This is a genomic window from Paraburkholderia sp. NPDC080076 (assembly GCF_050281145.1).
Taxonomy (GTDB): domain Bacteria; phylum Pseudomonadota; class Gammaproteobacteria; order Burkholderiales; family Burkholderiaceae; genus Paraburkholderia.
Genome location: NZ_JBNNWQ010000007.1, coordinates 143,204 through 161,860, shown reverse-complemented (window position 1 = coordinate 161,860; position 18,657 = coordinate 143,204). Strand labels below are relative to the sequence as shown.

Genomic DNA, 18,657 nt, shown 5'->3' with positions numbered 1-18,657 from the left:
CACCCAGGCTGAATGAGTTAATCCAGTTTAGGCGATCATGGTGTTTTCACACAGGCTCGACCCACAGCCGCGGCTCGACTGAGCAACGCCTCGACGGCTGCTCTCAAGTTGATACCAGCCTTTCGGCTGGTCACGTTGGTTGTCGAGCGGGCGCTTATTCCGGGCGCCTGGATGACCACCGCGCGTTGGCCAACGGGTGTGATTCACTATAGCGCCAGCTGAGAGTATTTCCATTTCTAGGGAGAGGGAGCGTCCTGAGATTCATCGGATCGCGTGCTCGAAAGCTGCGAAATCCGATACAAGCCTGGTTGGCCCCTGACATTTGTCCGTGTTGCGGTGTTTGTGCTGCACGATTGCCGTGTCTCTGTTGTACCGCAGTTCGCCAACGCTCTCGCAGTCCTACATTTTTCAGACGCTTCCCCAACGGCTCATATGCGAGATCAACGCACGTCAGTCGCGATTGATCAGCAGACCTACCAGCACCCCAAAACCGGCCCCCATCCCGATGGATACCCACGGATACTCGTGGACGAAGTCGTCGGTCGCGCGGGCAGCGATTTTGCCGTTTTCGACCACCACGACCTGCACAGCCGAGGCCTTTTCCCTGGCGCCCTGCAGGCGTGCCAGCGCTTTTTCATGTAGTTTGGAAACCCTTTCGATGGGAGCGCTTTCGGTCTGTGGGACCTGATTCCCCAAATCGGTGGACTCGGCATTGGCATCAGACATTATTCTCTCCCTGTTGGTTGACAAGTGAACACGTCCGGATACGTGAAGCTAATTGCATGTTGACACGCAATTGTGGCGTTGCAATTGGACCTTAGTCCTAGTCCGCCTGCCATCCGGTCAGATGGCTGCCAAGCGGATAATAATGACGATCAAAACGTTCACAGGTTTCAGCGTCCGCTGATGTTCGAACGTCAATCTCGCCAAGCCGGCGCTGGTCGGATGAATACGCGAGAATGCGACGCCCGTTCGAAGATCCGCATGTTTCATGCTCATCGGTCATCCGAATGTTCCCACGAGTGCGCGGGCCAACGGCCGCTGATGGCCGAGCCCTGAACTTCGGAAGCCGGCCGAGTCCGGTCAGATGCCCCTCGGCCGCGAACTTCGCTAGTCGGCCCTCACCGCACCTTCGCCTCGCGAGAAATCACCCGCTCGCGGGCCACGCCTGCCACCCCGAACTGCCAGTTGGCACGTGAACGCTGATCCACTTCGCAGACCAGCTAAAAGCGCTGCTCGGGTTGGGCTTTAACGCGTTTGCCTGTGCTGGAAACGCGAACAGCTCAACCTTTTCCGCACCTCGCCGATATACCGCTCGAACAGCGTCGAGTTGGACAGACGCGACACTTGCTGGAGCGGCGAGCGACGCCCGGCACGCATCGAAGACGACCCTTCACGATCGAAGAATCTTCCAGCCCATAGCGCGCATGCCGGCACGACAGGGAAGGCAACCACGGGAACCATCAGTCGGTCCCCATGTGAAGCCCATCAGGTTGCCAACGCCGCGAGCATGGGCCAAATCGCAATCCCCCGATTCAGGTGCCTCAGGAGGGCACGCTTCACTATCATGAAACGAATCTATGCCACGTTCCTCACTGCCCTTCTGATCGCCACGCTTGCGCCAGAGTGCCATGGACAGTACACCACCGACTGGGTGGCGAACACATATGGGACCAACGCTACCCGCGTGGGTAGCGTCGCGCGCTCCATGTGGATAGCACCCGAGGGCGTAATCTACACGGCTTCCATGTGGGACGAAAACGAAGGTGGCGTCGCGATATACCAGAACGGCCAAAGCCTGGGATCCATAGGAGGTCACGGCGAGTTCCAGGGCAGCGCCATTACGGGTAACGCAACTTCGATCTTCGCCGCTCTGCAATTTAATGCCACTTACGGCAGCGGCACGGTCGGGCGGTACAACCGAACCACTCAAACTCGCGACTTTCTCATCTCGGTCAGCGCGACAACGACTGAGCAGCGGGCTGATGTAATCACGGGACTCGCGACGTCGGGCTCGCTCCTTTATGCGAGCGACTCGCCTGGAAATCGCATCCGCGTCTACACCACCGACGGCGTCTGGCGGCAGGATATCGCCGTCTCGAGCCCTGGCGCGCTCGCGGTGGACAGCGCAGGAAACATCTGGGTTGCGCAGAAGAGCGCGGGCGCGATCCTCGAATTCAATCCGGCCGGCGTGCTCGTGAACACCATCCAGATGTCCGTCGCCTCTCGACCGTCCTCGCTGTATCTCGATTCGTCGACCGGGTTTCTCATGATCGGCGACGCGGGCCCCGACATGAATATCAAGATCTATAACACTTTGGTCATTCCATTTCTGATCAGTACATTTGGCATTCAGGGGGGGTATCTCGATACGACAACGGGCATCAAAGGCCAGGTTGGCGACAGGCGTTTTACCCGCGTCACAGGCATCGGCAAAGACGCCGCCGGCAACCTGTACGTGCTCAACAACCCGTGGGGCGGAAGCTGGGACCTCGGCCGCGACGGCGGCACCGACATTCACTCCTACGACAGTTCTGGCCACCTGCAATGGAAGCTTCAGTCTCTGAACTTCGAGGGGGTCGCCGCTCCGGACCCGGCTACCGACGGCGCGTACTTCTATGGAGGGACCAACATCTACACCGGCACCGCGGGGGGAACCTTCGTAGCGAACACGGTCGATCCAATCGACTACCCATCCGATCCACGCATCAACATCAACGATCGCACACGGGGTGAGCACTTCGGCCAACTTGCCACCATCGGCGCCAACCGGATCCTCGTGGACTCCAGCCAGAATCCCGATACCTTCTACTTCTTCCACTTCAATGCTGCGAATGGCTACATCGCAATACCGGACGCGACGCTTCCGGGTACGGCGTTCAATACGACCGCACCGGTCAGGGACGGATTCTGCCTCGACAGCAAGGGGGACGTCTGGGCCGGGTTGGACAAGACGAATGCCATCTGGCACTTTCCGCTGACCGGCTTCGATGCCAATGGTAAGCCGAGTTGGGGTGCAGGGACTGCAACGCCCGTTCCGGGCACGATCACGCCATTGACGCGGATCATCTACCTGCCGGAAAGCGACACGATGATCCTGGCACAGGGAGTTGCCGGGGGCGCGGACTGGACGTCGATCGGAACGCGGATCGAGGTGTATCACGGCTGGCTCGCAGGCAACACGACCGTTCCCAATCCGGTAATCAACCTCACCAGCGCCAATCCCAAGTCGATCACGGCGGCCGGCAACTATCTCTTCGTCGGATACGTACACACTGTGCCCAACATCGATGCCTTCAATCTCACCACAGGCAGCCTGGACACCACGTTGATCAACAGCAACCCCAACACCGTGTACGTCGGCAATGACGTGGATTCGATGTACGGCCTTCGATCGTACCGTCGGTCAACCGGGGAGTACGTGATCACGAAGGACAACTACAACGGGGCCAGCGTCATCATCTATCGCTGGACACACTGAACGACAGTGCTCGTCGCGGCTACGCCCCGGCGAGCACCTCACGTCATGTCGACTTATTGACCTTGTTTCTTTCCACAGGCAGCGCTCGGCCGGAAAATCCGGTGCGGCCTTCCGTACCGCTAGCCGCTTGCCAACGGATGACTGTTGGCAATCCAGGTCGTACTCTCCAGCGTCCGGTTCTGGCCGGAAGTACGCGTTCGGCGTGGTCGATCGTAAGCCTCCCTTCGGCAGAATTCGCCTAGGCGAATGGCAGCTTCGTGGAGCCGCATGTCGCCGGGTGCAATCGGCCATGACCTGTCATTCGCTCACCCCATTGCCAGGACACTCAGACGGCGGCTCCGGTCAGTAAGCGGCCGTTTCTTTCGCGCAGGTGAGGGTTCCATCATCGAGCTGCGCAACCCGCAGAACTGAAAAATTCGGTCGCAAGGGGATAGAAAAGTTTTGCAACAACGTGATCTACCGCGCAGTGTGACGTACAGGTATCCCCCGATTATTGAGGCGTTGCGTCACCGGGGCTGTATCCAGAAGTGGTCGGGACCGTGGCGTTTTGTGACCCCCCGGCGTAAAAGTCCATTTTGAAGTCGGCGGAGTGTCACGTGACGATGAGGGGGTCATCATGCTGCAGTGGATAGCAAGCTGGACAGTGCGTAACGCACTTACTCCGGAGAAACGGGCCGAAAAGGCGTTGCGAGAGTTGCGTATGGAACTCTTCCAGGCTGAACAACGTATCCTCGATGCGCAGATGCACGCAGAATACTATCGAGCCCGCCTGGCCTTTTGTGAGGCGGTATTAAAAAGCGGGATCGAGCAAGTAAGCGACCAACGGAAAGGGCCGCAGATAGGGGCGCCGGCTTTATGGACAGGTCACAAGCTTACAGCTGCCCAATAGCCGAAACTGTTGCGGTGGGGAGTGACTACTTCTTTACTCGCCGCCTTGACTGAACTGCTAAATGACGTTCTCGACGATTGCCAGTATTCCGCTAATCGCTGCGAACGACGCATCGGTGCCGCCCTTTCACCAGGTGGCTGGATTGCCTCGTCGCTCGGTCGTGTGCACCTTCGCGGCCCGACTAAGTCTCGTGCTGGTCATGCCGAAACGAAGCGATTGTTCCGATACGAAGTCCGTCGGCAACTTTGCGTGTACCGCGCCAGTCATCGCTGGTTTACGGTCGTCACGATCTGCACGTCTACCGTGACGACCGCGGTCCCGTTCGGTTAGTTAAATTGAGCACGCAACGTTCTCTTGCCGGGAGCGTGCCTGGATCACTCCGCGTCGAAATGTCAGCCGCTTTCGGAAACGACGGCGGTCCCATCCTTTGCGCGCATGGCCTCCGCTATTCCCGCGAAAGACATCGGAGGGCCTGTCAGATAGCCCTGAACGACGTCATAACCTGCCTTTGACAACGAGGCGAGTGCACAGGGTAAGGCGTTTATCTAAAACGTCGACGGCGTGCACAGGCCGGGCTCCCCAAACGCTCGCCAGTCGAACCCGACACACTTCAATTTCTTCCCGTCAACCTCATGTTTGGCACCTCAACATTCCTGAGTAGTTGCCGTTAACGGATTGCCAAGGTTGCACTTCACCGGTTGGGGCTGGCGATTTTTGCCAGCTCGTTGCTATCGATATGAGAGGTTGGCAAACATATGAGACTGTCTTTTGCAGAGAAGCTCACCATGACCGCATTCGTCGCAATGGGGGCCGTGCAGAGTGGGGATGCACAGACATTGCCGACAGTGGGCCGGGCGCTGCCGTAGTCGCCCAACCGGGCATGGCGACGGCACTGTCGGCCACGACGCAAGAACAGCAGGGGCAGGCCGGCATGCTGACAGCCGACGAAGCGAAGCAGTCCGCCGCTGGCAACGCCGCTGAGTTGCAGAAGATGATCCGAGGCTCGGACCTGAGTGAGCTGCGCACGACGTCCAACGGCAACTACGGCGCGAGCCTGCTGTTTTACGGCAAGGAAATGACCTACTACGTCGCGCTGTTCCAGTAAAAGAATTTCTGGCGCGTCATCAAGACGCAGGATACAACGCGTGCCGACATGATCTACAAGGATTTTGTGCGCCAGACGTTGCAGCTATCCGAAGTCGAGATTCGCCGCACGCGGCTCGAGGCGCAGAAGGCGTTCATCGAGCGGATGATTGCGCTGTCGCAGGGTCGTGCGAACCGCCTCTAGGCCGACCTCGATGTAGCGAGTCAGCAGCAGACAATCGTCGCCAGCCAGCAGCAGAAGACGCGTGCCAAAGCCGCTGCGCTCGCGCAGCAGAAGGCCGCCGCGCAGGACCAGTTGCGGGCTTCCCAGCGGCAGGTACGCGAACTCCAGAGCCAGCTGGAAAGCGGCCTGGCGCGCTCACATTAATTTTTCAGTGTCTCACTGCACGAGCGCGACCCCGCCCGGTTCGCCGCTCGGAGCGATGTTCGTTCACCGAGGCCTCGCGCGACAGTCGCGCTGCGGCAGGCCGCGAATCTCGTTGTCAATGCTCCGCGCTGCGCGAGACGGCACTTGACTCTGCGCCACGACGAGGCCGCGGAACTGCTTCTACGACATATGCAGCCGCGACCGCCGAGTTCAGCACGAGGCGCGGCGGAATCTGATACAGATGCTTTATTAAGCTGGCTGGCTCCCAGGCGGGCGGTTGGTGAACATAGGGTTTGCCCCGATAAAAATATCGAGACGGGACGCCGTAATACTGCTGGATTTACACGGCGCGGGTCGAACATGGGAAAGCAAACGTTTGCTCAATTACTGTGGCTGCTAGTGCCCGTGAGACTTGTCGGTCCGATTGCGATCAAGGGCTTCGACGCATGGTTGTTGCGTCGGGTGCATCTGGTGAACAAGAGCGCCGGTGTCCGTTTGTGATCGCGGATTTTAAGGTGACCGCTACTGCTGGGTGCTGGCATCCCTACCAGCCCGCTGAGGAAAGAGCTACATGTTCGACGCCGAAATTGCCGCTACGCTCCTGAACCGGTGGCACCGTAAGCGTGCGAACCCAGGAGATCCGCCACCGCTGGAACTCTTGCAAGAAGGCAAGCTGCATTTCAGGCATGAAGGCGGTGACGTCCACGCGGACGATATCGCCGCGGACCGGCGTCTTCGCGTTGAATGCCTGACGTTCGCCGACGGTTCCCGCGCCTTGCGCGTCACCGACGCGGGTGGACAAAGTGGCTGGACGCGATGGACTGCTACCGAGCCGGTCTGAAGGCTCGAAATGAGCACCCCTCTCGGAAGATGCGCCAGCCGTTGTGCACGCAATCGCCATGCTCGACGAACTGGCCGGCGTACCGGCTTGCGAGCCACGGTGGCAATATCGTTATCGACGAATTCCACGATGCCCTTTCCTCGTGAAAGCAGAGCTGGAAAGGCTCCTCAATACTTCTGAGGCCGTAGATTCATGCGACTGCCCACCCACATGCCGACGAAAAAGAGCCGACAGAACGTGTCGGCTGAAGGATTCTGGCTATTCCGAGGGCCGTGCCAGAATCTGAGAGGCGCACATTATTGCACTGCCTGATTTCTAAAGGACGGATGGCGGAAAAAGGGTTTACGCCAATAAAAATATGCAAAAGGAAGGCCGTAATACATGGTTAGTTCATCCATGCGACAGATCGGACGTGAAAAAGCTAACGTTTGCGCAGAAGCTGTGGCTGCCCCTCTTCCTGAGCGTTACCTGTCTGACGGCGATTACGGCATTCGACGCCTGGTCGTTGCGCCAGGTGCGTATCGAAGAGCGCGAGAGCGATCTGGCCAACAACGCCGACAACGTGGTCAGCCTTGCGCGCCAGTACTCGAACCTTGAGCAACAGGCGACGCTCACGCGCGACGCCGCGCAGAAGGCGGTCATGGAACGCATCAAGGGGATGCGCTTCGGCAAGGATGGCTACTACACCATCATGACCGATGAGCCGAAGATGCTGATGCACCCGTTCAAACCCGAACTGATCGGACGGACGCTCGGCGATTTCAAGGACGCCAACGGCACGCTGCTCTACCAGGAGGCGGTCAACGTCGCCAGGGTGAATGGCGCAGGTTTCATCCACTATGTCCGGCCGCGCCCCGGCGAGGACCGACTGGTGCCCAAGCTCACTCGTATCGCAAGCTTCAAACCATGGGGCTGGATTTTTCTCGATGGCGTCTATTTGGACGATATCGATACCGCATTTCACCATTTGTTGATCAGGTCCGGCGCCATCCTCGCCGCTGTCGCACTGATGCTATCGGTCGTGATCGCCGCTCTGAATCGCGGATTGCAGCGCTCACTCGGCGGTGAGCCGGACGATGCTGAAGAAGCTGCGCGGCGCGTCGCGAGCGGCGGCCTGAGCGTGCGGCGCTCGCCGAGCAGGCGGCCGCGGCTGCTCAATCACTCAGCGGGCAGGCACACGGACTGGCACAGGTCGTCGCGGCATTTCGCCTGGAACCCGACGACCAAAAGCAACAAAGCTTTACTCACCGCCCGGTATCGAGGGAGATAGCCGATGTCGACATGGCCTAATCGCACTCTGAGTTGGCTCTTCATCCTAACCTACGCCCTGATGGTGGTATGGCTAAATTACCTGTAACGAATGTTGTGCCACGTGTGGCGTGTTGTGTCCAGGCGGATGCCTGAGCACCATGACGTCGCGAAGGGTGACGGAAGCGGCCACTGACCTATGCCGAATGAGCTGTCTTCTTCGGTCCACAGCAGCCCGTGGGACATTCCGTGTTTCAGAGGGTCGCGCAAGGAGACGAACGTGGACATGGTGAAGACCGAGATCGGACAACTTGAGAAGGCTGTGAACGCGCTGGTTCATCGCCCCTGGCTCATCCGTCGCGAGTATTGGGCATTGCAGATCGAGTGTCTGCTTGGACGTCCCGCCCTGTCGTTGCAGGATCGGCAACGACTACGCGCGCTACTTGACCTGCTCGGCACCCCCGTCGCGGAATGTATTGCCTCAGCGCAGCAGTGACAAGCGCCGTAAAGTCTTCGATGTACCAATCATGATGACGCGGTTAGCGTTCTTTGAAACCGATCGTCGACAAGGCAAGCGCATTGATCCTGTGCAACACGCTCGCCGCTGCCGCATCAATTTCGGCGGGTGTCAGGACTTGGCAATGCGCCGACAACGTTGCGCGATGTCAGGCATCGTTGCGGCATCTGTTTGCACTCTCTGCGCGATCATTGACGGCGAACGCGCCTCCTGAGCTATCGGAAATCACTATGTTTAACGAGTCGAAGTGCGTATCGCTGATGTACGAACAGGGCCTGGATCAGTGGACGCGTGCCTGCTACCACGAAGCCGTCGAAGCGAAATTTATCAACCCAACGTATTATCCCGACCCCGCGACCATACGGCGTCTTCGCGGCTATTTTGGCGCCGGCCTGTCGCCCATCGAAGCTGCCCAGGCATGCTTCGGACACAGGCACTGAAGCAACCGGATGATTGCGTCATGTCCCGGTAGCCATACCTGCACGAAAGGCAGTAACGGACCTGAACAGTTCGGCGAATTTTTCACTCACGACAGTAGCCGCGCCCGTATGTGCGTCAACTCGACCGGCATCTCGCAAACACCGTTCCCGATGTCAAATTCACACCGCTCTGCTAACGGCTACTGCTCCAGCCATTCCTCGGCGGGTTGCATGACTTCGTCAAAAACGGGCTCCGCGATCGCGCCTCTGGCAGACCTGTCGAGCGCATCCTGATGACGCACACGCAACCAGACTGCGGCGACGGTTGCGTCGTGCCGCCACCAGAGGTCGTCACTGCCCTCAAAGACCTCTACCTTGTCTCGAGCGCTCTCGCGCAGCGCGGCGCTTACGCTCAGGACATTCGCGATGCCCAATGGCGGACCATGGCTCAACGGGCTCAGGAGGCGAAGACAGCAATCGACCAGCACGGGGAGAGTCTTGAAACGCGTGCGATGGTGCTGCTTCGACAGATGACAAGCATATGCCAGGGTCTGGTTGATCGGCACGCGGCCCGTCAGGAGATTCCCTTCGCGGTCTGGCGCGAAGTGGGCAGACTTGGGCACGACGCCTATGAGTGGGTCAATCTGACCGCCCCTCGCCGGAGAGGGCCCGACGCATGAGTCAACAGCTAATCATGTGGGCGCACAGGGCCGGGCTCGAACCGGGTCGGCGCGCGCAACGACTCGGACCGGTGTCGCAGCCACCCTGGCCGCCCCAACGTCCGGCGCGTTCTAGCGTCTCTGGGACGCCAACAACGCGCCGATGGAGCTGCGCGCCCAACATCCGAACAAAACCAGAACTGCGCACCGACACCGGTAAACAACGATCAGAAGGTTGTTGCAACCATTAAACCGTGGAGCTTTCATTGAATGCGGAAGGAATCAACAAGGCTGCGTTGCTTCTGATGTCGCTCGGCGAAAACGAGGCGGCGGAAGCCTTCCGGTTCCTCGATCCACGTGAGGTGCAGAAGATCAGTATCGCGATAGCCACCCTGAAAAACGTCACACTTGGTGCTGTCGACGCCGTGCTGCAAGACTTTATCAAGGAAGCGGAATCGCATACCACGCTGTCGCTTGACTCAAAGGAATACATCCGGTCGGTGCTGACCAGTGCCCTCGGCGAAGAGAGGGCTGGCGGCATCATCGACCGAATCATGCTGGGCGACGACGTCACCGGCATCGAAGGCCTGAAGTGGATGGACGCGCCGGCTGTCGCGGAATTGATCAGGAACGAACACCCGCAAATCATTGCGACAATCCTCGTGCATCTGGACCCGGACCAGGCTTCTGACGTGCTCGCATGTTTCACCGAGCGGACGCGAAACGACGTGCTGCTGCGCATTGCCACGCTCGACGGCATTCAGCCAGCCGCATTACGCGAACTCGATGATGTGATGACCGACTTGCTGTCTGGCAATGCCAATGTGAAACGCAAAACGGTCGGAGGCGTTCGCGCGGCGGCGGAAATCCTCAACCACCTGTCAAACCAGCACGAAGAATCGGTAATCGAGAGCGTGCGCGGCTATGACGTCGATCTCGCGCAAAAGATCATCGACGAGATGTTCACGTTCGACAAACTAGTCGAGCTTGATGATCGCGCGATCCGGCTATTGCTCAGGGGAGTTGGCACAGAGACACTGGTTATCGCATTGAAGGTCGGACCGCCCGAGTTGCGTCAGAAGTTCATGGCGAATATGTCGCAACGTGCGGCGGAACTGTTTTCTGACGATATGGAGACGAGTGGCCCGGTGCGTCTCTCGGAAGTCGAGGCAAAACAGCGCATAGTTCTGCAAGTCGCGCGCAACCTTGCCGATAGCGGCGAGATAGCGCTAGGCGACAAGGCTGACGACATGTATGTCTGAAGTGCCTCACTGCGCGAACATCAGCGATGGGAATCGAGAGGATAGCTAATGGAAAAACGAGCCGTGAGGCACAAGAATGGCGTGTGCGCGTTCTGGAACGTTCACACTCGCATCATACTGACGGCCTTGATCGGATGCTTGCCTGGATGCAGCAACGGCGTTTCAGATTCCGATGTGAAGTTCATCGCTGCCGGGATGCCACCGCACTTCGAGTCGTTCCGGATGTACAGCGCAGCCCCAGATGGCAGTGGCCCGGTCAGTGGGTACGCTCATCGCCCAGCCCGGCTCCAGCAGGGCTGCCAAGCAATCATACTTTCGGCGGGCGGCCGTTTTCGCGAGTCTGTGATCCTGCAGAGCGAATCGGCCGAGTCCTTCGATCTCGATGTCGTCCATACGGCTAACGGATGGACCGTTACATCGGACGGCCTCTCCCCGCCGAGGACTCTGCAGGGCTTCGCACCCAGTTCATGAAATGCGTTAATGCGATCGAGGACAAGTTTCGGGCGGAGCCGGAAAAGATATCCCTCCGGTGACCGCGCCGGCGTCCGAAGGGGGCGGATGACCGTTGCACCCCAAAAGGTGCTGTCGAGGTGGCGCTGGGTTGAACGTCCGGAGCGGGTCGAGGCCGTGTGAAAACGCAAAAGTACTCGGTTTTCAGGTGTCGTTTTACCCTTCCCGAGTTGCTGCCAAGCCAACCTGGCGCGATCTGAAAGGTCGATTTTTTCGGAGGCCACTCTCGGCACGCGTTTTCACACGGCGTCGGTCGGGAGTGTGAATTCGCTGGTGCAGGAAGCTGCCGTCTGGCTGCTCGATGCCGCCGCCGTCAGCAATTCGCGACATTGCTGACGTAGAACCCAGCCCGTCCCAATGTCGGCAATGGCCGACCAGCGGACTTTCCGTGCCGTGTGCGTTGCAAAATCGCGCCAACACCGCTTGCAGCGCCCTGCTCTACAACGCCTCGCCGAGGTTTGCCACAATAACCGATGCTATCTCGGCGGTGCACCGGACATCTGAACCCAGCCGGCACGCCGCGCGAGCGACCTTTAATTATGTCAAATTGACAATCTGGTCGTGCGCCCGCTGCGACGTTATTCGTTGGTTCCTGAAGCCGTGACCGGCGTTGGCAGCGTCACGGCGCAAAGTTCAATCCGCCAGGGCGAATGCGCTCAGCGCACAGGCTCAACCTAAACTGAGAAGATACTCCCGGTCTGCTTGCGGCAAATTCTCCAGCCAGTGTTCCTCCTGCCCTGGAAGTGGCAACTCGTGGCCATATTCAATCATCTGGAGGGCTGGAATTTCGGAAATATAGACCCAGACAGAACGTCGTTCCACCGATGCTATTTTCGTCACAGAGTCGACAATTTTGGAAAGAAGCAACTGCTTTTTGTCGTCGGGACATCCCGCACGTATATGACCGTGAACAAAGATTTGCTCCGCTCGAAGCAGGCTTCCGCCGATAAAATGATTCCCACGGATCACCTCGTTGAAGATCACCTGCGCAAAGAAGCACTGGGCTCCAGTCGCTTCGTTGTGTGATTGCGTGATAGCAGCAGCACGCGGGTCTTCGAGATACGGGACGACGCGGCCCTCGTAAAGTACTTTGTAATGCCCAGGCCGCTCGAGCCCAAAATGCACGTAAGCAAGCGACCGCGCAAGCGACCGCTCCCAGGCGCCGCCCCCGCAGGCGGCCGTTTGGGCGCGCGCCAAAGGACTCGCGGAGCCTGCTTCAGTTCTTTGAGACGCTTCCATGGGTACCAATGATGGGGGCCGCCACCCACTCTGAGAATCCGGTATATTGCGATGCGAGACATCGCTCTCAGAGATAGATAAAGGCTTATATGCTCGACGGCGTATCCCTCGACCAGCTCAGAACATTCATCGCTGCGGTGGACGAAGGAAGCTTCTCCGCGGCGGCTCGACGCTTGAACCGCGTGCAGTCCGCAGTCAGTGGCTGGGTGAGTGCTTTGGAGGAGCAGATCGGCATCACACTATTCGACAGGTCAGGGCGTTTCCCAAAACTAACGCCTGAAGGCGTGCTCATTCTTGCGGATGCGCGGGCTATCGTGTCGGGTGTTGACACCCTCAAAGCTCGGGCAAAGCTCATGACCTTGGGAGTCGAGGCCGAGCTCTCCGTGGTGTTCGATGTCTTCTTTCCCACTGCCGCCATCAGCGAGGCAGCCAGAGCGTTCGCCAAGCGCTTCCCGTTGACGCCGTTACGGATCTTCGTGGAGGGTTTGGGTGCTGGGTATCAGCCGGTGCTGGAGGGGCGCTGCACGTTGGGAATCCTCGCCTCACTCCCAATGGACTTCGCGTCGCTGGCTATCGACCGCCTCGGCACCGTCCCGTTGGTGATGGTTGCTGCGCGTGGCCACCCGCTTGCAAACTTCGAGGGCCATATCCCCAAGAAGGAACTCTCCAAGCACGTGCAACTGGTCTTGACCGATCGTTCACAACTGCTCGCTGGCCGCGACTACGGGGTCCTATCGTCTACGACCTGGCGCTTGGCCGATCTGTCCACGAAATATGCGTTGCTGAAGGACTGTGTCGGCTGGGGAGGGATGCCTCTTCACATGGTGGAGAAAGACATCGCCTCCGGTGACCTGGTCGCCCTTGACGTCGATGGTGTCCCGCGCGCTGGAACCATGCTGACGATTTCTGCCGTCTACCCAGCCGCAGCGCCTCCTGGTCCCGCCGGCCGCTGGCTCGTTGAGCATCTGAAAGACTGGTCGAGCGCAAAAGAGTCGCCTGAACCCGCAAAACTCTAGCGCTAGGCAGCGGCCTTATCGGTCTCCACGGGCAAACACCAGGCCCAGTGGCCATCAGGAACGGCCGCTTGCCCGCGAGTTCGGCCGCGCCTGCTCCGCCTATGGCCGCGCCTCAGCGGCCCGCGGACAGCACCGCAGTGGGGTACGGCTGTCACCCTTTAGCCGACTCAAGACGGCGATGGTGGGCCGCCCCCGCGGAGCGGTGGTATCGGGAAATCAGCATTTTTGGGTCACGCTTGGTGTGCACAAACCGGTGCGAAGGCGCCCTGGAGAAGCCAAACGAGTACACGCGGCTATCCACGCCGCGTGTCCGCTCGCGCGTTCCGCCGCGCACGCTCGTCCGACACTCGCGGCTCCGATGCTCGCGCCAGTGCCTGCGTGTCAACGTACTCCCGGATGTTCGTCACCTTGCCATTTCGAACGGTCATGGCAAAGACGAAATAATCTTCGAACGGCCTATTCGTGGCCTTCACTTTTCCCCTAGCGAGGCCAGTCATCAACACCCGGTCTCCCTGCGCGACGAATTCTGGAGGCTCGGGGAATGACGTTTCCAGACCGGAGGCCTTCTGGAGCAAATCCTCCAGTCCGGCATGCCCGCGATGCGTCCCGGCCAAGGCCCAACCCTCGCCCGGAACGATCCACTCGATATCTTCAGCGCACAACGACAGCAGACGTCGTCTATCGCCGCTGCCCGTTGCTGCAAAGAAGTCTTTGACGACTTGGACATTCTCTTTGATGCTCATCGAAAGCTCTCCATTTTCTGACCTATTCGAATGCTTATGGACCGGCGGCTGAGGACCCGGTGTTGTCGCTTCGAAAATCGAAAATCGCCCCCTGCTTGGGCCATGATTGGGATCCGGGGTTGGCCATGGCCACGTACCGAAGCGGGTGCTTCGATAATCGGCGTAAGCGTCGCGAATCTCATCGGGCGTATTCATCACGAAGGGCCCGTGCTGCACAACGGGTTCGTCGAGCGGCTGGCCTTGGAGCAGAAGCAGATCTCGCGAATGAATGGAAACGAAGCGTTCGAATGCCCCGATTTCCAATGGTGCGGCCGAAGCGGGCTCGTGAGAAGCCCTGATATTGAGAACCGAACCATCCGTTTCAGCGATGGATAGTGCTCGTGCAACTCGGAAAGCGTGCACACGGCAGAGAGTCTTTTCTCGCTTGGGACCGGCCAGGCGCGTTCCGCGTCCATGTGCTTGGACGGCAGGCCGTAGTTCAACGCATGCGCAATACTTGTTGGCCACCCAGAAGTTGAGGCTGGTCAACTAGCCCCGAGTGAGGAAGACGGTATACTGAGATGCGAATCATCACGTGGTGCGAAAGAACGCAACTGCATGCTCGATGGCGTCTCTCTCTTGATCAGCTCCCCGCTGCGCCTCTTTGTCGAAGGACTCAGTGCCGCGTACGAGCCGTCTGGTCCGGTCGGCGGCTGGTGTGTGGAGCGGAATTCGAGGTGGTGCGGCCGGCCGCCAAGCATCGATCGAAGCCAAGCACAATGCCGCGCTGACCGATCTCGCCCTGAAATCAATCGTTGCATCGCCCTATGGCTTTCGAGGTTGGTCGCGGAGATCCGGCCATCTGCGGTGCTCGTCACCGGCGGCATTGTTGCAACGCCATGGCGCAGCCGTCATCCGCGCTTGCCGGGCTCAAAGTTACTCGGATCGCATCAAGTTGTTTGCACCCAGTGGCGAGCTCGACATTAAGTGGGCGGCGGGACTCGTTAGGGCTTCACAAACCGATAGGCGAAGCGATCGGTCTCACCCTTGATCGAGGGGTCGAACACCTTGCTCGAGTGCGGATCGTCCTTGTTGGCGAGAACGGTGCTTTCCGCGTCCAGTACGAAGCCTGCCGCTTCCACCTCCTCGCGCACGGACGCAGGGTCAATCCGATGCAGCGACTGGGCGTTGCTCATGCCCAACCCGGCGGCGGTGGCGTGATCGACGATGACATAGTACCCGCCGGACTTCAGTCGCTCGTAGACGGCTCGGTTGAACTCCGCCGCCGTCGCGCCTTTGGCCTGCATAAGCGCAGTGTGGAGGTCGTGGTAGAACAGGTGCAGCCACAGGACATCAGCCGGTCGAGTGGCCTGCGGCATCGCCACGAGGTCCGCCGAAACGACCTCGACGTTCTCTCGGCCCGGCTCCTTCGCAAGCGTCCGCATGAGGCCGACCGGATCGTTCTTGAAGTGGGCGACTTCGGCCGGCACGAAGCTGTAGACCCGTCCTTCGGGTCCCACGACGTCTGAAAAGAGACGGGTCCAGCCGCCGTCGCCCGGGTAAACGTCGATGACGGTGGCGCCCGCATCGACGCGTGAGAAACGGATCAACTCCGCTAGCTTGGCTTGGTCGTACATGGGATCTCCTTCACGGTAGAGAATTCGACGAGCGTATGACGTGCAAGGCAGCGGTCCACGGCTCACTCGCCATAGACCGCGAAGAATGCCGCCAAGGCCGGCACTGCCCAGGCGCGGACGCGTTCCTCTGAGCGGCCCGCGCCTGCGCCTGTGTGTCAATGTACTCCGGGATGTTCGTGATCTTGCCGTCCAGGACGGCAGTGGCAAAGACGAAATGGTCATCGGTACCTCCTCGGAGGCCATCTGATATGCGGCCCCCACCCCGGCGCGTCCGCGATGCGTTCCACCCAACGGCCAATCACTGCGGGGGATGATCCACTCGATGTCTTCGGCAACCATTGGCAACATGCTGTCCCTATCGCACGGCTGATCGCGACGAAGAGATTCCTCACGGTCTGGACGTTCTTCTCGGTGTTCATAGCATCACCTTTATTTCCTTTCCATTTCCGCGGTCGGATCGCGCTCGATTGGTAGCATATGTCGTGTCGCTACCAATGGAAACGGCGTGCCCGTAAGTCCAGCCACAGGACCGCGTCGGGTCAGCCCTGCGCCATGCCCCCATCGACGGGAAGATCAATACCGGTGATGTAAGAACTCTCATCAGAGGCGAGGAACGTGACTGCAGCAGCGATTTCCTCGGGCATGCCCCTGCGGCCCATTGGGATCTGCGTGGTGAACTGTGCGACTGCTTGCTCGGCCTGTTCAGCGGTAAGGCCCGTCGTAGTCGTCAAGGCCGGGGTGTCGATTGCTCCGGGGCTCATACAATTCACGCGGATCTTGCGGTCTTTCAATTCCAAGGCCCAGCCGCGCGCGAAGTTGCGCACAGCCGCCTTACTCGCGGCGTAAGCAGTAAATCCTGGAAGCCCGAGCACGTTCGAGACCGAAGAGTTCAGAATAATCGAACCGCCGTCTTTGAAGAGGGGAAGGGCCTTCTGCACCGTAAAGAACATTCCCTTCACGTTCACGTCGAAGGTCTGGTCAAAATGGGCCTCACTAGCTACCGCGAGCGGTGCGATTGTCCCTGCGCCCGCGTTCGCGAAGAGAATGTCGATGTGACCATGTTTCTCTTTCACGACAGCAAAGAGGCGGTCCAGATCTTCCAGGCGCGACACATCGCCCACGACCGTCGTAACGTTTTTCTTAATGAGCGTGGCGGCCTCTTTCAGCTCTTTCTCTCGGCGCCCAGTGATTACGACATGCGCACCTTCATCCACGAAGCGCTTGGCTGTGGCCAAGCCAATCCCACTGCTTCCGCCCGTGACGACTGCAATCTTGCCTTCTAAGTTTTTCATGATCTTTAATCCTTCGTAATTGAAAAGCGGGGTCCCGCGACTGGCGGAGCCGAAGTCCAGCAACGGGACGACGACCCAAGCTCCCCGCTAGAAGCGCGAGGGCTTGCAGATCGGCCCGCTGGCCGAACACGAATGGTAGGAGCGCACCGGCCTCCTGAGAAGACGGCATATTGAGATGCAATCCATCTCTTCCGTAGATGGACGCCACTTACGGGCCCGATGAACTTCATGCGCTGACTGTGACGGCGGCTCTGCGGACGAGACCGCAACGAACTGCAAGTGATCTCCCTCGCGTTGTCGACGGCAAGGATATCCAGCGCAGTCTCGATCTCTGGCATCGGCGCGGATACGTGCGCTGGCAGATGAAAGATCTGGGTCCGTGTGTCGGCTCGGCCCGCGCGATGACGACCGCCCCGTCCTACTGGCGATTTCCACGAGGCGCTCCCTGCAGGGCAGCGACGGGCGCCGGGCCGCCCGGCGAATTTGCATAGAACTCGTCGACCTAAGGCTGGCTTAGATGCGTTCGCGTGAGGGGCCTCAGCCTTGTGGCGCCACGCCCAAGCGCGCACCAGCGCAGTCGCGCATTCAGGTGTCGCTGCCTGGGCGGACGTGACGCCTCGCACTGCGTGGTTGGACAGTGCGTGGCTGGCGCGCGCAACGCCACACGGCGTCCAATTCATTGCGCCAGTGACGTCCAGTTGGCTCGGTGCGCCGTATTCCAGCAAATGCCTGCGTCGGGCCAGATACCGAACGCGGCAGCAGACCCGGTTTGATTCGATGTGGGAAGAGGCTCGGGGCGCCTGCCTATCGTGGTCAGAGATCGGAGGCTAGCAGGTCATTGACGCGCTAGTCCCTGCGAACCACGACGTGCGCCGCCGCTTGTTAGGACTCAGCGGTGGGCTGCCGTGGTTCTGGCTCTATCAAAGCATCGACGGTCAGTTTGTGGCTCGCCGGGAAAACGCCCGTCTGCAGGTCTATGCCGCGACGCCTGCGGCCGCAATCGCGGGACTGCGGCGCTGCGCGACGATATGCCCGCACATCGCGGGTATCGCGCTCCCCTACCCGCCTCTTGCGCCGGTGGGTGGACCCAGCCCGATATCCACAATCGTCGCAGCTGACTATCGGCTGTTATCGACTGCGTGAAAGCGCGCCGCGGTTTCTGGAACGAGGCGGGGAGGATCACATCGACGGACAGGCCGTACCGGGCGGTAGTAACAAATTTGGTTGAGAAGTAATAACAAAATCAGTTGTGCGAGCGACTTCATCGAAAAACGGCAGGGATGTCCAGAAACGAAGGTGTGGATAGCCCCAACTAACGGGGCCCTTCTTTTTCAGACAATTTCACAATGACCAAACGAAAGCAATTTAACGCTGCTTTCTAGAACATATCTCACTGAGCAAAGCTGTGTTCCCGATTACAGTGAACTTTTATTTCACGATGTTAATGCCCAAAA

General features: G+C 59.4%; 15 protein-coding genes and 2 pseudogenes. 8 read left to right on the top strand and 9 right to left on the bottom strand.

All coding sequences use genetic code 11. The annotated features are described in order from the left end of the window. Positions 1–450: 450 nt before the first annotated feature. On the bottom strand, positions 451–726 hold the full coding sequence (locus ACQKRQ_RS26565) for a DUF883 family protein (RefSeq protein ID WP_427480510.1): 276 nt from the start codon (positions 724–726) through the stop codon (positions 451–453). Positions 727–843: 117 nt separating this feature from the next. Beyond that, on the bottom strand, positions 844–999 hold the full coding sequence (locus ACQKRQ_RS26560; RefSeq protein WP_427480508.1) for a hypothetical protein: 156 nt from the start codon (positions 997–999) through the stop codon (positions 844–846). A gap of 568 nt (positions 1,000–1,567) precedes the next feature. Between ACQKRQ_RS26560 and ACQKRQ_RS26555 the strand changes: the two genes are divergently transcribed. From ACQKRQ_RS26555 to ACQKRQ_RS26530, 6 genes and pseudogenes are all read left to right on the top strand, one after another. Beyond that, positions 1,568–3,481: an SMP-30/gluconolactonase/LRE family protein gene (locus ACQKRQ_RS26555; RefSeq protein ID WP_427480507.1), complete on the top strand. Its 1,914-nt coding sequence runs from the start codon at positions 1,568–1,570 to the stop codon at positions 3,479–3,481. Positions 3,482–5,173: 1,692 nt separating this feature from the next. Next, positions 5,174–5,841 (top strand): annotated as a pseudogene (locus ACQKRQ_RS26550) (DUF2968 domain-containing protein). A gap of 571 nt (positions 5,842–6,412) precedes the next feature. Continuing rightward, the gene (locus ACQKRQ_RS26545) at positions 6,413–6,682 is read left to right on the top strand and encodes a hypothetical protein (RefSeq protein WP_342960604.1); all 270 of its coding nucleotides are present in this window, start codon (positions 6,413–6,415) and stop codon (positions 6,680–6,682) included. 412 nt (positions 6,683–7,094) lie between these two features. Continuing rightward, positions 7,095–7,952 carry a cache domain-containing protein gene (locus ACQKRQ_RS26540; protein ID WP_427480505.1) on the top strand — a complete coding sequence of 286 codons (858 nt, stop codon included), beginning with the start codon at positions 7,095–7,097 and terminating at the stop codon, positions 7,950–7,952. Positions 7,953–8,216: 264 nt separating this feature from the next. Next, a complete protein-coding gene (locus tag ACQKRQ_RS26535) occupies positions 8,217–8,426 on the top strand; it encodes a hypothetical protein (RefSeq protein WP_132381310.1) in 210 nt (69 codons plus the stop codon). A 53-nt stretch (positions 8,427–8,479) separates the two neighbouring features. Next, positions 8,480–8,887 (top strand): hypothetical protein, encoded by a 408-nt coding sequence (locus ACQKRQ_RS26530; RefSeq protein WP_427480503.1) that lies wholly within the window; start codon positions 8,480–8,482, stop codon positions 8,885–8,887. Between the two features lie 179 nt (positions 8,888–9,066). On the opposite strand, the gene ACQKRQ_RS26525 is transcribed toward ACQKRQ_RS26530, so the two are convergent. Next, positions 9,067–9,489, bottom strand: coding sequence for a hypothetical protein (locus ACQKRQ_RS26525; protein WP_427480502.1), 423 nt, complete (start codon positions 9,487–9,489; stop codon positions 9,067–9,069). Positions 9,490–9,791: 302 nt separating this feature from the next. On the opposite strand from ACQKRQ_RS26525, the gene fliG reads away from it, so the two are divergent. Then, positions 9,792–10,787 (top strand): flagellar motor switch protein FliG, encoded by a 996-nt coding sequence (gene fliG / locus ACQKRQ_RS26520; protein WP_427480500.1) that lies wholly within the window; start codon positions 9,792–9,794, stop codon positions 10,785–10,787. Between the two features lie 162 nt (positions 10,788–10,949). Here fliG and ACQKRQ_RS26515 read toward each other — a convergent pair whose 3' ends face one another. Beyond that, positions 10,950–11,180, bottom strand: coding sequence for a hypothetical protein (locus tag ACQKRQ_RS26515; protein ID WP_427480498.1), 231 nt, complete (start codon positions 11,178–11,180; stop codon positions 10,950–10,952). A 786-nt stretch (positions 11,181–11,966) separates the two neighbouring features. Further along, positions 11,967–12,536, bottom strand: a complete 570-nt coding sequence (locus ACQKRQ_RS26510; RefSeq protein ID WP_427480497.1) for a tautomerase family protein — start codon at positions 12,534–12,536, stop codon at positions 11,967–11,969. An 89-nt stretch (positions 12,537–12,625) separates the two neighbouring features. Between ACQKRQ_RS26510 and ACQKRQ_RS26505 the strand changes: the two genes are divergently transcribed. Beyond that, the gene (locus ACQKRQ_RS26505; protein ID WP_427480495.1) at positions 12,626–13,552 is read left to right on the top strand and encodes a LysR family transcriptional regulator; all 927 of its coding nucleotides are present in this window, start codon (positions 12,626–12,628) and stop codon (positions 13,550–13,552) included. A gap of 293 nt (positions 13,553–13,845) precedes the next feature. On the opposite strand, the gene ACQKRQ_RS26500 is transcribed toward ACQKRQ_RS26505, so the two are convergent. The 4 genes and pseudogenes from ACQKRQ_RS26500 to ACQKRQ_RS26485 form a co-directional block, all read right to left on the bottom strand. After that, positions 13,846–14,295 (bottom strand): nuclear transport factor 2 family protein, encoded by a 450-nt coding sequence (locus ACQKRQ_RS26500; RefSeq protein ID WP_427480901.1) that lies wholly within the window; start codon positions 14,293–14,295, stop codon positions 13,846–13,848. Between the two features lie 147 nt (positions 14,296–14,442). Further along, a pseudogene (locus ACQKRQ_RS26495) lies at positions 14,443–14,697 on the bottom strand (pirin-like C-terminal cupin domain-containing protein); the annotation flags it as partial. A 581-nt stretch (positions 14,698–15,278) separates the two neighbouring features. Next, positions 15,279–15,911, bottom strand: a complete 633-nt coding sequence (locus ACQKRQ_RS26490) for a class I SAM-dependent methyltransferase (protein WP_427480493.1) — start codon at positions 15,909–15,911, stop codon at positions 15,279–15,281. 539 nt (positions 15,912–16,450) lie between these two features. Continuing rightward, the gene (locus ACQKRQ_RS26485; protein WP_427480491.1) at positions 16,451–17,203 is read right to left on the bottom strand and encodes an SDR family NAD(P)-dependent oxidoreductase; all 753 of its coding nucleotides are present in this window, start codon (positions 17,201–17,203) and stop codon (positions 16,451–16,453) included. Between the last annotated feature and the right edge of the window lie 1,454 nt (positions 17,204–18,657).

Bases quoted from the DNA above. Each gene is read 5' to 3' on its own strand.
- ACQKRQ_RS26565 (WP_427480510.1), bottom strand. From the start codon at position 726: ATGTCTGATGCCAATGCCGAGTCCACCGATTTGGGGAATCAGGTCCCA.
- ACQKRQ_RS26560 (WP_427480508.1), bottom strand. From the start codon at position 999: ATGAGCATGAAACATGCGGATCTTCGAACGGGCGTCGCATTCTCGCGT.
- ACQKRQ_RS26555 (WP_427480507.1), top strand. From the start codon at position 1,568: ATGAAACGAATCTATGCCACGTTCCTCACTGCCCTTCTGATCGCCACG.
- ACQKRQ_RS26545 (WP_342960604.1), top strand. From the start codon at position 6,413: ATGTTCGACGCCGAAATTGCCGCTACGCTCCTGAACCGGTGGCACCGT.
- ACQKRQ_RS26535 (WP_132381310.1), top strand. From the start codon at position 8,217: ATGGTGAAGACCGAGATCGGACAACTTGAGAAGGCTGTGAACGCGCTG.
- ACQKRQ_RS26515 (WP_427480498.1), bottom strand. From the start codon at position 11,180: ATGGACGACATCGAGATCGAAGGACTCGGCCGATTCGCTCTGCAGGAT.
- ACQKRQ_RS26510 (WP_427480497.1), bottom strand. From the start codon at position 12,536: ATGGAAGCGTCTCAAAGAACTGAAGCAGGCTCCGCGAGTCCTTTGGCG.
- ACQKRQ_RS26505 (WP_427480495.1), top strand. From the start codon at position 12,626: ATGCTCGACGGCGTATCCCTCGACCAGCTCAGAACATTCATCGCTGCG.
- ACQKRQ_RS26500 (WP_427480901.1), bottom strand. From the start codon at position 14,295: ATGAGCATCAAAGAGAATGTCCAAGTCGTCAAAGACTTCTTTGCAGCA.
- ACQKRQ_RS26490 (WP_427480493.1), bottom strand. From the start codon at position 15,911: ATGTACGACCAAGCCAAGCTAGCGGAGTTGATCCGTTTCTCACGCGTC.
- ACQKRQ_RS26485 (WP_427480491.1), bottom strand. From the start codon at position 17,203: ATGAAAAACTTAGAAGGCAAGATTGCAGTCGTCACGGGCGGAAGCAGT.